11 protein-coding genes and 1 pseudogene are annotated in these 13,173 nt (G+C 34.6%); 4 read left to right on the top strand and 8 right to left on the bottom strand.

Features of this window, described 5'->3' with window-relative positions:
- The first annotated feature begins 85 nt into the window (after positions 1 to 85).
- Entirely contained in the window at positions 86 to 1,633 is a 1,548-nt protein-coding gene (locus SB773_RS12070; RefSeq protein WP_289403074.1) for a DNA-binding protein, read from the top strand.
- Positions 1,634 to 1,673: 40 nt separating this feature from the next.
- Here the strand turns inward: SB773_RS12070 and SB773_RS12065 are convergent, their stop codons facing one another.
- Positions 1,674 to 3,395 (bottom strand): DUF2339 domain-containing protein, encoded by a 1,722-nt coding sequence (locus SB773_RS12065; protein WP_016126570.1) that lies wholly within the window; start codon positions 3,393 to 3,395, stop codon positions 1,674 to 1,676.
- A 134-nt stretch (positions 3,396 to 3,529) separates the two neighbouring features.
- Entirely contained in the window at positions 3,530 to 4,831 is a 1,302-nt protein-coding gene (brnQ1, locus tag SB773_RS12060) for a branched-chain amino acid transport system II carrier protein BrnQ1 (protein ID WP_404468342.1), read from the bottom strand.
- A gap of 253 nt (positions 4,832 to 5,084) precedes the next feature.
- Here brnQ1 and SB773_RS12055 point away from each other — a divergent pair, with 253 nt between their 5' ends.
- Complete coding sequence (locus SB773_RS12055) at positions 5,085 to 6,470, top strand: peptide MFS transporter (RefSeq protein ID WP_410590107.1); 1,386 nt, start codon at positions 5,085 to 5,087, stop codon at positions 6,468 to 6,470.
- Positions 6,471 to 6,500: 30 nt separating this feature from the next.
- Here SB773_RS12055 and SB773_RS12050 read toward each other — a convergent pair whose 3' ends face one another.
- The 5 genes from SB773_RS12050 to SB773_RS12030 all read right to left on the bottom strand — a co-directional run bounded on the left by SB773_RS12050 (position 6,501) and on the right by SB773_RS12030 (position 10,567).
- The gene (locus SB773_RS12050; protein ID WP_410590105.1) at positions 6,501 to 7,622 is read right to left on the bottom strand and encodes a YHYH domain-containing protein; all 1,122 of its coding nucleotides are present in this window, start codon (positions 7,620 to 7,622) and stop codon (positions 6,501 to 6,503) included.
- 145 nt (positions 7,623 to 7,767) lie between these two features.
- Positions 7,768 to 8,400: a class A sortase gene (locus SB773_RS12045; RefSeq protein WP_131247905.1), complete on the bottom strand. Its 633-nt coding sequence runs from the start codon at positions 8,398 to 8,400 to the stop codon at positions 7,768 to 7,770.
- 116 nt (positions 8,401 to 8,516) lie between these two features.
- Positions 8,517 to 8,990 (bottom strand): DUF2178 domain-containing protein, encoded by a 474-nt coding sequence (locus SB773_RS12040; RefSeq protein ID WP_131247907.1) that lies wholly within the window; start codon positions 8,988 to 8,990, stop codon positions 8,517 to 8,519.
- A complete protein-coding gene (locus tag SB773_RS12035) occupies positions 8,983 to 9,201 on the bottom strand; it encodes a helix-turn-helix transcriptional regulator (RefSeq protein WP_000154019.1) in 219 nt (72 codons plus the stop codon). Before SB773_RS12035 ends, SB773_RS12040 begins: the two co-directional genes overlap by 8 nt.
- Positions 9,202 to 9,313: 112 nt before the next feature.
- Complete coding sequence (locus SB773_RS12030) at positions 9,314 to 10,567, bottom strand: PcsB-like coiled-coil domain-containing protein (RefSeq protein WP_410590102.1); 1,254 nt, start codon at positions 10,565 to 10,567, stop codon at positions 9,314 to 9,316.
- Between the two features lie 645 nt (positions 10,568 to 11,212).
- Here SB773_RS12030 and SB773_RS12025 point away from each other — a divergent pair.
- Positions 11,213 to 11,731: pseudogene (locus tag SB773_RS12025) on the top strand (methyl-accepting chemotaxis protein); the annotation flags it as partial.
- A gap of 132 nt (positions 11,732 to 11,863) precedes the next feature.
- On the top strand, positions 11,864 to 12,676 hold the full coding sequence (locus tag SB773_RS12020) for an undecaprenyl-diphosphate phosphatase (protein ID WP_410590100.1): 813 nt from the start codon (positions 11,864 to 11,866) through the stop codon (positions 12,674 to 12,676).
- 192 nt (positions 12,677 to 12,868) lie between these two features.
- On the opposite strand, the gene SB773_RS12015 is transcribed toward SB773_RS12020, so the two are convergent.
- Positions 12,869 to 13,072: a hypothetical protein gene (locus tag SB773_RS12015; RefSeq protein WP_002010557.1), complete on the bottom strand. Its 204-nt coding sequence runs from the start codon at positions 13,070 to 13,072 to the stop codon at positions 12,869 to 12,871.
- Positions 13,073 to 13,173: the final 101 nt, after the last annotated feature.

Raw genomic sequence — 13,173 nt, 5'->3', positions numbered from 1 at the left:
TTTTTTACGTTTTCTGTCTTTATTTTTTCAGAAAAATAAATTACATTATTAAAGCACATATATTTATTATTAGGGGGATTCTTCTATGAAGAATAAAAAATGGATCACATTTTCTTTAGCAACAGCAATTACACTTAGTATGGGGAGTTCGTTCATACCGTCTACTTATGCCGAAAGCTCTGTAGACCCATCTCCTGAAATTGCTGCAAAAATTGTAAATCAAAACAATGGGAAAAAAGTATTATTCGATAATACGCACGGTCAAACTGCCGGGACGGCTGATTGGGTTATTGATGGCGGTTTTTCTGATTTCGGAAACGGCATTGCCCAAAACGGATATCATGTAAAAGAACTTCGTAAATCAGCACCTATTACATACGAAGATTTAAAAAACTACAATGTGTTTATCGTTCCAGAAGCTAATATTCCTTACAAAAAATCTGAACAAGATGCAATGTTACAATACGTGAAAAATGGCGGCAGTATCTTCTTCATTGCCGATCATTATAATGCAGATCGTAATAAAAACCGTTGGGACTCTTCCGAAGTATTCAATGGATATAGACGCGGTGCTTGGGATAATCCAGCAAAAGGAATGTCAAACGAGGAAGCAAATTCACAAGCTATGCAAGGAGTCGAAAGCTCTGATTGGCTATCCAATAATTTCGGTATTCGCTTCCGCTATAACGCACTTGGTGATGTTTCAGCTAAAAATATTGTTTCACCTGAACAATCATTCGGAATTACAGAAGGTGTATCATCTGTAGCAATGCATGCCGGCTCTACTCTTGCGATTACAAATCCAAAACTAGCGAAAGGCCTTGTATATCTTCCAGAAAATCCATCAAAATGGAATAACGCTGTTGATAGCGGCGTTTATAACGGTGGTGGCGTTGCAGAGGGTCCTTATGCTGCTATTTCGAAAGTTGGCCTTGGAAAAGCAGCCTTTATTGGTGATTCTTCTCCTGTTGAAGATGCCTCGCCAAAATATGTTCGTGAAGATTCAGGTCAATCAAAGAAAACTTATGATGGTTATAAAGAAGAAAACGATGCTGTTCTATTAGAAAACATAGTGAATTGGTTAGCGAAGCAAGAAACATTTACAAGCTTAGATCAAGTAAGTGGTTTACAGCTTGATGCACCTACAGCTCTACAAACATTTGAACAACCAAGTTTATCAACAGAACCACAACCAGAACCTTGGAGTGCACCAAGTCAAGGTTACCAGTGGTTCAATACAAATACTTTCAAATCTGGTTCATACGGCTATAACGTCGCCGTGACAACGAGTGATTACGTAATTACGCACCCTAGCATTCTACCAAACAATGAAGTGTTCCAAATGACGATTCAAGTAAATAACTTATTACCAAATACAACGTACAATAATTATTCGTTAGGTATTTTCACAACTGGTGGAACACAAGTAGCAAAAGTTCAAAATACAAATGGTACTTGGCCATCTTCTTTCGGATATAGCAGTACATTCTCTTTCATAACAAATAGCCAAGGATCTGCTGAAAAAATTGTAAACGTACAACTTGATCCAAATACAACTGGACAAGCAACACTTCGCCTAAGACAAAACACAACAGCTAAATATAATGAGGCTGTAACGATTGGTAAGAAGTAAAGTAAAAGAAAAGGCAATCCATAAAGGGATTGCCTTCTTCTCACTTCTCTTCTTTTGAGAAAAACATTCTTGAAATAACGATACCTATACTACCTACGATTAAGAATAACACCGCTCTAATCATCATCGACACCTCTGGTAGGTCGAGAAGGAATAACTTCCCTACTGTTACTACTAATACGACTAATCCAGCATATAATATTTCGTTCATCTGTCTATAACGGCCAAACCAAACTGCAAATAAAGCATATACCATCCATAATAATGATACAGATACGCTAATTATACTTCCATCTGTAGAAAGAACTTCACCGATCCTAGTAATTGTAATAAATACAATAACCATTAACGAGTAGAGCGCTATAGAATAAACATATTTACCTAAACTCGCTAACACTTCTTTTGCTTGTATCATGCAATAATAGAACGTTCCTATTAAAATAATATGAGCGACAAACCCTGCTGAAATGAACTCATCAAACGGGCTAAAAATCGTCTGTACCATTCCAATCGCATAAATCGTTGCACCTACATACAACTTAATATTTTGCTTTACTTTAATAGCAGTAACCATACCGAGGAAACCTTGTAACAATAATACGATCGCTGCATTCACCAAACTATACTCGTATAAAATCGCTAAACTAAATGATCCCATTGCAAAGCCAAATATTAGATTTGAAAATACAGAATGTTTATTCTTCCTATATTCAAGTACAAACATAACAGCATGCACAAATGCACTTATAACTAATCCCCACGTTGTAAATTCAGGAATTTGAGAAATGGCTAAAATAAAGAAAACTGCATTCGCACTAAATATCGCCAATCGTGCTTCTTGTATAAAACTTCTCTCCGAAAACATATGCCAAAATAATAGTAAATGAATTGCACCGTATACAACTGTTAACTGTACTTGCACATTCTCTACTAATATTGACATAACAACAAAGAAGACAAATAGGACAATTGCCGCAACAACATAAGAAATCATATACAAGTACTTATAAAGGTTTCTCAATGCATACCATAATAGGCTAATTGTTAATATCGTCTCATAACTAAAGAAAATATACGTATTAGGAGTCGTACTATTTAACAAGAAAGGAACAAAAAATGCTCCCACCGCCACGAAAATAGCGAGATATTCCGATCTATATCTTTTCGCTAAATAAATCCCTAAAACAACCCATATAATGTTGCAAACAAACGCAATACTTGCAGGAATAAACTCATATAAATAATGTGCCGCAAACGTTGTTAAAACAATTCCCGTAATACTTCCTCCAGCTAATACTAACCCTAACGCTTGCCGCTCTCTTTTAATTTGTATATCTCCTACGTAATACAAACCGGCAGATAGTACTATACCAAACACAACTCGTATCGCTGGTGTCAATAATCCGGCATCTACCCCTGCTTTGAATAACCAAATAACGCCAAGTAGCATAATACCGACAAATATGCGTGGTAACCACGTTTGACAAAACTTTATAATATTAAATGGTTCTGGTTTAAATGCAGATATATCTACTTGTTTCACCTCTGGCTCTTGCATGGACTTCCTCGTCTTAACTACATCTTCTTGTAACTTTTCATTACTTACCGCTTCAATATATTCTTTCTTTTCCTTATTAACATTTTGTTGAACTTTATCTACTTCTATTTTTCTTTGTTTCGCTTTCAATTCATAAAGTGCCTCTTGCATCGTTTCAATTGCCGTTTCGAGTGCTTCTATTTTCTTATTCAAATCCTCCTTCATACTCTCCCCCCTCATCATTCATGTAAAACCTATATATTACCAATTACCTTTATCATACTCTTAGTCTATTCATTTTCAATACTATTTTTCCAAAAAAAGAAAGGTGTTTTCCGAAATAGGAAAACACCTCTTACTTATTTATTCTTATTTATAGCAATACTAACAATTACACCGAGGCAGACACCTACAAATGCCGGAACAATCCAACCTACACCTTCTGAATAAAACGGAAGCATTTTTAGTAGTGGTGTCCATTTATTCATCAGTACACTTTTGTTTAAAATATCAATCGCACTAAATACCGCTACGAGTCCAATCGTTACCGAATATACGTATACATACTTTCCAATATACTTATGGAATAACCCTAAAATAATAAGCGTTAGTGCAACTGGATAAATAAATCCAAGAATCGGTACCGATACTTTTAAAATTTGCGTTAATCCTAAATTAGCTAAAACCATACTAACAAAACTTAATATAAATGCCCAAACTTTATAAGATACTTTCGGAAATACACTTGCGAAAAATTGACTACAAGACGTAACAAGTCCGATGGAAACGCATAGACAAGCGACAGTAAAAATAAGACCTAATAAAACTAACCCACCTTGTCCAAATAATGTAGTCATAACTTGTGCTAACACTTTCGCACCGTTATCAAATGTACCCAATGAACCACTAATTGAACCAACATATCCAAGAATGACATAAATAATAGTTAGTAATAGTCCTGCTCCAATACCAGCAATACTCATATATTTCGCTAAACCTTTATCATCCGCTACACCTTTTGCACGCAGAGCATTTGCAATAACAATCCCAAATATTAAAGCTGCTAACGCATCCATCGTTAAATATCCATCTAAAAATCCTTGGAACATAGGAGCTTGTCCATAATTTCCTGCAGGCTCTTTCACACCGCCTACTGATGTAAACATACTTTTTATAAATATAATAGCAATCATACATAATAATAAAGGCGTTAACACCTTTCCAAACAAGCCCATTAATTTAGACGGTGATAAACTTAACCAGTAAACAATACTAAAGAAAATAGCCGTGTACAATAACAAAACTACGCTACCCGCTTCTGGGAACAACTGACCTGGCCCCATTTCAAAAGCTAAACTTCCTGCACGTGGTATACCAAGACCTGGTCCAATAAATAAGTACACAATACACGGAAAAATAATTGCAAATGAAGAATGAACCCTGCCCGCTAACGTTTGAAAACTCCCTGCTTTCGCAATAGCGATAACACCTAATATAGGAAGCCCTGTTGCTGATATAATAAAACCTAACAATGCAATCCATACATGTTCTCCTGCTTCATATCCAAGGAAAGGTGGAAATATAAGATTTCCGGCCCCAAAGAACATAGAGAATAACATAAGACTAATAAGCAAAATTTCTTTTTTCTGTAACAATTTCATTTCTTTCTCCTTCTTCAATTTCACCTTACATGAAATCAATTCCACAAATAAAAAAATGCGGTAATCCGCTTCCTTACAAAGAAAACATAGTCCATAGTCTATCACAAAAGAAACACCCATTCTATAGCTATTTCCCTTTTCAAATTTCTTCTGAAAAATCAACCTTTATTGACTTATAATAGTTAATAAGGTAAAATATTAATCATACAATACTATTAACTTTGTTTTTTGCTTGTGTCAGGAGGAAAATATTATGGAATCAGCGATACAACTAGAAAGAGAACAACAAAGAAAAAAGAAACATCCTCCAGGTTTATACTTACTCTTCTTTACAGAAATGTGGGAAAGATTTAGTTACTATGGATTACGAGGATTATTAACATTATATTTAACAACAGCTTTAGTAAGTGGTGGTCTTGGGTTTAGTCCCGCTTGGGCACTCTCTATTTACGGATTTTATACTGGTGCTTGTTATTTCACACCATTGATCGGTGGATACTTAACGGACCGTTTTCTAGGCAAACGAAAAGCCATCACAATTGGTGGTATAACAATGGCAATCGGTAACCTTACACTATTTGCCTTGCAAAACCAAGTCGGTCTATACCTCGGATTAGCGCTTATTATTATCGGTAATGGATTCTTCAAACCGAATATCTCTACACTTGTTGGAGAATTATACGAAGAAAATGATCCAAAACGTGATAGTGCATTTACAATTTTCTATATGGGTATTAACGTCGGTTCATTTTTAGCTCCACTCGTTTGCGGGTTTTTATCAGAAAATTTATTCAAAACAACAGTAGATGGCGTTGCTCATTTCGGATTCCGTTACGGTTTCTTAGCCGCTTCAATCGGAATGATCATTGGACAAATTTTATTTACAACACTATCAAATCGCTTCCTTGGTGATATCGGTAAAAAACCAACTCGCGATTTGCAAACGGATGCTGGACAACAAACAATAGGAAATACACCGTTAACAAAAAAAGAAAAACAACGTACAACAGTTATCGTCATTTTAACATGCTTTGTTGTCTTCTTCTGGGCTGGATTTGAACAAGCTGGTAGTTCGTTAACATTATATACAAACAAATTTGTAGACCGCTCTATGTTCGGGTGGGAAGTTCCAACATCTTGGTTCCAATCGGTCAATCCGTTATTTATTATTTTACTTGCACCAGCTATTTCAGCATTATGGGCGAAACTGGCAACTAGAAAAAATGGTGACATGAAAATCCCAACAAAAATGGGACTTGGTATGATCTTACTCGGTATCGGTTATATTGTTCTTGTTATCGCTACATTAAAAACAGGCAGTGACGAACATAACATTACAGAAAAAGCAAACTTACTATTTATCGTCTTTACGTATCTTTTCCATACGTTAGGTGAGCTATTCTTATCACCTGTCGGGCTATCAATGGTTAGTGCTCTCGCTCCAGTAAAACTAGCCTCTTTATTAATGGGCGTATGGTTAGCAAGCTCAGGTATTGCTAATATTTTAGGCGGACAGCTTGCAAGCTTCACAACTTCACTTGGATATGCTGAAGTATTCACAGTTATTGGCGCTGTGGCGATCGTTTTAGGTTGTGTTTTATTATCAATTTCTAAGAAATTAGTGAAATGGATGGATTAAAAAAAGATGAGGAAAATTCCTCATCTTTTTTTACGCTTTCTTTCCCTTTTCTATTGCTTGTTCATACAAGCCTTTATGTTCTTTATATTCACTTGGCACGAAACTCTTATAGAAGAACGAAAGCCAGCTGTCTCCTTTTTTATATCCTTCTTCTCGAATTTCCGCTGCCTTTTTATTTGATTTAAATCCTTCAGTAAACCATTTCTTTAATGTTTCATTCTTTTCATACTTAGCAGGAACTTTTAAGTCGTAGTTTTCAAATGCATATGTATATCCAGCTTTTTCCGCTGCCTTTTTAGCAGCCTTATATCCCTTTTCATACGCGGTTTCATATACTTTCACATATGTATCCTTTTCAGTATTTCCAGGTTTCTTTTCAGCTAATTCTTTACCAGCCTTTTCACCAAGTTCCGCTTGTTCTTTTTCAATCTTTTCGGTTCTCTCTTTATTACCTACTTGGAAACCTTCTGCAAAGTTCACCTTAAACTCAGGAGTAATTTGACTATCGTCCATTGCTTCTTGTGTTAACCCTTGCTCTTTACCTTTTTCAAAATGTGCTTTTTTCTGTTCTTCTAAAGACCATGCCGCAGCATACGCAGTTGTAAATGCTTGTTTATATACGTCTGACTTTCCAGCTACATGTCCTTCTGCATTATTCTTTCCTGCTTTAAAATCTGTCTCTCCACTTTTTTGACCTTCAGCTTGTCCCTTTTCAGCCTCAGCTTTACGCTGCGCTTCCTCTGCCTTACGTGCTTCTTCTGCTTTACGTTGTTCTTCTGCAGCACGCTGTCTCTCTTCCTCTACTTTGCGCTGTTCTTCTGCAGCACGTTGTCTCTCTTCTTCTGCTTTACGTTGTTCTTCTGCAGCTCTTTGTTTCTCTGCCTCAGCCTTACGCTGTGCTTCTGCTTGTTTCTCTGCTTCTACAGCACCATTATTATTTTGGCTAGGAGCTGGACTCGTTGTACCACTATTAGAAGCTGGTTTATTGTGATAATGATATTCCCCGTACTGCAATCCCCATTTTTCACAATTTGTACGACACGTATGTCCACCATTAGCATCTGTACGTCCTGGATGTGCATAAGCAGAAATTGGCGCTACCAATAACGCTACACTTGTTGTTAAAAGAAGTTTTTTTACTTGCTGTTTCACTTTTGTTCCTCCCAAAATCTAGAATCATTACTTTATTATATAAAAATAGAAAAATATTTAAATACCAACTAAAATATTCTTTTATTTCTCAACATTTGATAAAAAAAGAAGGTTCACTCTTTAAAGAGTGAACCTTCTTTTTTCTTTATTTCTTAGCCTTTGTTCCTACTAAATCACCCGTAATAACAAAACGCTTAGAATTATCCTTAACAGATACACATGTAATAAGTGTTATCTCATCTTTCCCATGATCCTCTACAACTTCCCATTTATCAGGAGTCACTTCAGATACACTGGTAACAGTATACTCATACTCATTTGCATTGTCATACAAATAAATTTTATCGTTCTTCTTTAAAGTTGATACATCACTAAATAAAACACCTTTTTTTGACATATTATGCCCTGCAAGTGCATAATTCCCTTGTCCCATTACTTGATTTTCTCTTACAGTTGCCGCACCTGATAATAAATTCTTTTCAGTCGACGCTTTTAAAACAGGAAGTTCTAATGAGATGCTCGGAATTGAAATACGACCGATTACTTGTTTTTTATCTAACGATGCACTCGCTACTTCTGCCAAGTCTGGTTGATTAATTTTTGAAGCATCTACAAATTCTGTATCATGCTTTTCATATTCCATCTTTTGAACAGCTTGTACATTCGCTGTCTGCTTCTTCTCTGCATTATATCCATCATAAAATGGCTTTCCAATTAAAAACCCACCTACAACAAATAGAAGGATTGCTACTATACTATAAATTCTTTGCTTATTCATATACAATTCCTTTCCCTTACAAAATCTTACTCTATATAAAATGATAAAATAATATTGCTATATGTACAAGTATAAGCTGAAAAAAAACCTTCTTGCCGATGCAAGAAGGTTTCTTTTTAAGCTAATTTATTTCTGTATAGGGATATGTGAAAAACTGTCACTTGAGTCAAATAAATCAAATATACAACATATAAAGGATACGCTGGAATATACAAATTTGCTACAGGTGTAAATATTAATAATCCTAGTGCACAAGGTAATACAAACCACAATGATACAAATGTTGTTCGACATGCTCTATCTGTAATATCCTTCTCACGTTCATCCTCTTGGGGAAATAATAAAGGATACAATCGCAATGATGATTTTTTATATTTCTTCTTATGCAATCTTTTAAAAAACGCTAATATGATAGCTACAATAAATAGTAATACAGCAGGTGTCAAACTCATTGTTATTTTAGATGGCAAACTCTCATTTTTAATAATATCAGCAAACTGTATATAAAAATCATAAAACTCTACAAATGCCCAGCATGCCAATACACTGTAAAATAAATTTATGATATATGAAGCAACAATTCTATTCATCCTCTTCCCCCTCCTTATTTAAAACAAACACATCTTCCATCTTTAACTGGAACACATCACAAATCGTTAACGCTAGTAACAATGAAGGAACATAATCCCCTTTTTCAATTGCAGCAATTGTTTGCCTCGTCACTCCAACCTTTTCTGCTAATACACTTTGCGTAAAATTAAAGCGAGCTCTTAATTCCTTTACTCTATTTAAAATGGTCAAATTTACCACCTCTCACCTATATTGTATGCTAACCTTAACAAAATGTAAACTCAACTTAACATTATTTTTACAAAAAAATCCAACTTTACTTGTTGTAAAGTTGGATTTTGATTTAGTTTAAAATTGTAATTTTAACAGTTCTTCTACCCCAAGCATTAGCTGTTGCAGAATCTGGCATTAATAAATCGATAATATGACCTTTAATTGCACTACCCGTATCTCCAGCAATTGCTGTTCCATAACCTTCTACATATACAGTAGATCCTAATGGAATAACTGCATCATCTACAGCAATTAATTTCATATTGGGATTTGCAGTCAAGTTATGCCCCATCTTAGATTTTACAGTTTCACCCGGTTTATAACCATTTTCAGATGGATCAGCTGTATAAGCAGTTGCTGTTACATAAAATTCTTTTCCACCTTGAGCTGGTTTAGGGTCTGGCTTAGACTCTGGTGTTGTATTTTTTGCTACAGGCTCTGCCGGCTTAGCTGCCTGTTCCTCTTTTTGCTTAGCTGCTTCTGCCTTCGCTTTTGCCAACTCTTCTTGCTCAGCCTTTGCAGCTGCTTCAGCTTTTGCGCGCTCTTCTGCTGCAATTCTTGCTGCTTCTTGTTCACGAGCAATTGTTTCTTGTACTGCTTTCATATTTGCTTCAACTTTTGCTTTCTCTTCCGCTGCTAAATTAAGTTGGCTTGCAATCTGATTATATTTAGCTTGAACTGTTTGTAAGTTATCTTGACGTTTTTTCAAGTTATCTTGCAAATCAGCTTGTGCTTTTGCTAATTTTTGTTTATCTACTACTAAAGATGCTTCTTTTTCGTCAATCTCTTTTTTATCTTCTTCAATTTGACGAAGATCTTGTTCTTGTAGACGTAAAATTTCTTTATCTGCTTCTAGAATAGTAGTAACTGCGTTCATACGTTGTATGAAATCTGCAAAGTTTTTTGATTCTACAACAACTTCTACTACTAAACTCGTATTTGAGCTATTTTGAACAGAAACCATACGTTTTTTCATAATATCCTTACGAGCAAGGACTTTATCTTCTAAAACGACAATTTCGTTCTTTTTTTGTTCAATCTGCTTATGTGTTTCATCGATTTTACGTTGAATAGCAGCTTGATCCTCTTTATTTTTTGCAATTGTATTATTTAAATTATGTAGTTCGTTTTCGATACCTTGAATTTCTTTACTAACAGCTTGCTTCTCTTGCTCTTTCTTCTGCATATCTGCATCGTTTTGCTGCAATTGCTGTTGCATGTTGTTAAGTTTCTCGTCGTTTGACTCTGCTTTTACAGCGACTGTACTAGAAAGAACAATCATTCCTGCTAATACTAGACTACTGATTCGCTTAAAATAGTTCATAATCCGACTCCCTTCTTATACAGTTATACATGATTTATTTTACAGTTTGTTTACAGGACCATTAAATACAGTTTATTTTTCATGACAAAAAAAGGGAATTATGAATAAAATGTAATAGATTCTTAAATATTTAACAATTCCTATATTTAAAAATTATAAAAGATGCTAAAATCCAAATATAGAGAAAATATAACTTCTAAAGGCGGTTGAGATAAATACATGTTTACTCAAAAGAAAGCACTCCAACATAAAATTGATCAATTAGAAAATCGTATACAAGAGCTAGAAACAGAATTAAAACAAAAAGATATTGAAAGCCAAGAGACTATTTCTTCTATCCACGACCGTGTACAAAGCGTTGTTCAAGAGCATCAACTTGTAAATAACCAGCACCATACACTCCAAAATTTAATTCAACATTTAAACTCATGTTTTGAAAATGTTTCAACACGTACGACACATTCCAATGAATTAAATAGTGAAATGTTACAAAAAGAACAAAGCTTAATTCAGTCTATTGAAGAAATTATCGATTGCTCTAATGAAGGAAAAGAATCTGTTCATCGCTTACTTATTGTAATTAATAAATTAGGTGAACAATCTCAGCGCACGTCTAATAGTATGAATCATTTAAGTGAACGCTCAAAAGAAATCGAGCAAATCGTAGAAGTAATTCAAAACATTGCTGCGCAAACAAATTTATTAGCGTTAAATGCAAGTATTGAAGCTGCACGTGCTGGAGAGCATGGAAAAGGATTCGCTGTTGTTGCCAATGAAGTAAGAAAACTAGCAGAAAGCACAGCGGAGAGTACAAAAAACATTGGCAATTTAACGAAAAAAATCCAAGAGGAAATTGAAAAAGCGTACGAAAATACAAAAGATAATTTACATTTAGTTGATGAAGGTGTAGAAATGAGCGCCGATACTAACGCTAGAATTGAAAATATTTTAATAATGATTCAAACATTACAAAGTGGCGCTACAAATGTTATTAAAGCTATCGAAAACCAAAAATCTTGTAATGATGATATATTACGAGAATTTGCAAATACACAGCAAATGTTCCAAAAATTAAATACTACTATTATGAATCACATTCATGATGCTGAAAAAGTCGATGTTCAATTAACGAAAAGTCTTGAAGAAACAGTAGTTTCTCATTAATAATAAAAATCCCTTATACTGTTATAAGGGATTTTTATTATATTTCGAATATTTATTTCTTCTCAATATTCATCCTCTCTTTTGCTATAATGGAAAAGTTGTTTCTTTCGACTAATAAACAAGGAGGTTATTATGGAACAATTTTACTACATTTTAAAATATTTAATTCTTGGTCTATTCCAAGGACTAACAGAACCAATTCCGATTTCTTCAAGCGGTCACCTCGTTTTAGCACAGCATTTGCTAGGACTAAAAATAGAAGGGTTTAGCTTTGAGCTACTTGTTAATTCAGCTTCATTATTAGCTGTATTACTTATTTATAAAAATGACTTAATTCGTCTAACAAAGAATGGTCTATCTTATATATTCACAAGAGCAGAAGATGCAAAATCAGATTTCTTCTTTATTATTTACCTTGTTATTGCAACCATTCCAGCAGGTGTAATTGGAGTTTTATTTAAAGATTATATCGACCACTATTTAAAAGGTGTTAAAATGGTTGGGATTTCCCTTCTTATTACTGCTATCGGCCTTTGGATTATTCGAAACTTGCGTGGACGTAAAAATGATGGCGACCTTTCTATGAAAGATGCAATCATTATTGGTCTAGCACAAGCTTGCGCACTAATTCCTGGTATAAGCAGATCAGGTGCTACAATCGTGGCAGCAATGTTACTTGGTATGAAGCAAGAAACAGCTCTTCGCTTCTCATTCTTACTATACATTCCTGTTAGCTTAGGTGGTTTATTGTTAAGTATTACAGACATTGCAAACGATCCAAATTTAGATACATTATTTGTACCTTATATTGTTGCTTTCATCGCAACATTTGTCATGACATATATTTCATTAAAATGGTTTATGAACATTATGGCAAAAGGAAATTTAAAATACTTCTCTTTCTACTGTATTATCGTAGGTGTGCTAACTATCATTTTCTTATAAAATGAAACTTTAATCAGTGGGGGTTTTGTTCACCCCCCCTGATTATTAGCCCTCACCAATCGGGCTTTTACGGGCAGCAGGGCTCCCGCCTAACTTCTTTGCTCCACCTGAATTTTGAGGTGGGAGTTTTACTGCCCACAAATAGCAGGATAAAAAACCACTTACTGCCCTCATACAGTAAGTGGTTTTTCCTTATGCATAAACTTTCTTTTCCTGACAATACAAGCGAATAACATGTGTATTTTTTTGAAATAAATCATGTGTTAAGCGAATAATAATAAAATTTCGTTTTGTATTATCATCATGAACAAAAATCTGTTCCCCCTCTTGAAAACGCCATGTGCTTTCAAAAGTTGTAATATGATCCCCGCTTACCGAAAAAAGCTCATATTGCATATCATGTACCCTCTTTCAACTTGTATAATCATAATATCTTTATATTTAACTTATTATAACTTAATCTATTTTAAATTTGTAATTTTTTCTATTTCGAGCTA

It is taken from the genome of Bacillus sp. SIMBA_074 (assembly GCF_046534555.1).
Classification (GTDB): Bacteria; Bacillota; Bacilli; order Bacillales; family Bacillaceae_G; genus Bacillus_A; species Bacillus_A mycoides.
This window is presented reverse-complemented; position numbering and strand designations above follow the sequence as displayed.

Excerpts from the sequence above, each read along its gene's own strand:
- SB773_RS12070 (WP_289403074.1), top strand. The coding sequence starts at position 86 with ATGAAGAATAAAAAATGGATCACATTTTCTTTAGCAACAGCAATTACA.
- SB773_RS12065 (WP_016126570.1), bottom strand. The coding sequence starts at position 3,395 with ATGAAGGAGGATTTGAATAAGAAAATAGAAGCACTCGAAACGGCAATT.
- brnQ1 (WP_404468342.1), bottom strand. The coding sequence starts at position 4,831 with ATGAAATTGTTACAGAAAAAAGAAATTTTGCTTATTAGTCTTATGTTA.
- SB773_RS12055 (WP_410590107.1), top strand. The coding sequence starts at position 5,085 with ATGGAATCAGCGATACAACTAGAAAGAGAACAACAAAGAAAAAAGAAA.
- SB773_RS12045 (WP_131247905.1), bottom strand. The coding sequence starts at position 8,400 with ATGAATAAGCAAAGAATTTATAGTATAGTAGCAATCCTTCTATTTGTT.
- SB773_RS12040 (WP_131247907.1), bottom strand. The coding sequence starts at position 8,990 with ATGAATAGAATTGTTGCTTCATATATCATAAATTTATTTTACAGTGTA.
- SB773_RS12030 (WP_410590102.1), bottom strand. The coding sequence starts at position 10,567 with ATGAACTATTTTAAGCGAATCAGTAGTCTAGTATTAGCAGGAATGATT.
- SB773_RS12020 (WP_410590100.1), top strand. The coding sequence starts at position 11,864 with ATGGAACAATTTTACTACATTTTAAAATATTTAATTCTTGGTCTATTC.
- SB773_RS12015 (WP_002010557.1), bottom strand. The coding sequence starts at position 13,072 with ATGCAATATGAGCTTTTTTCGGTAAGCGGGGATCATATTACAACTTTT.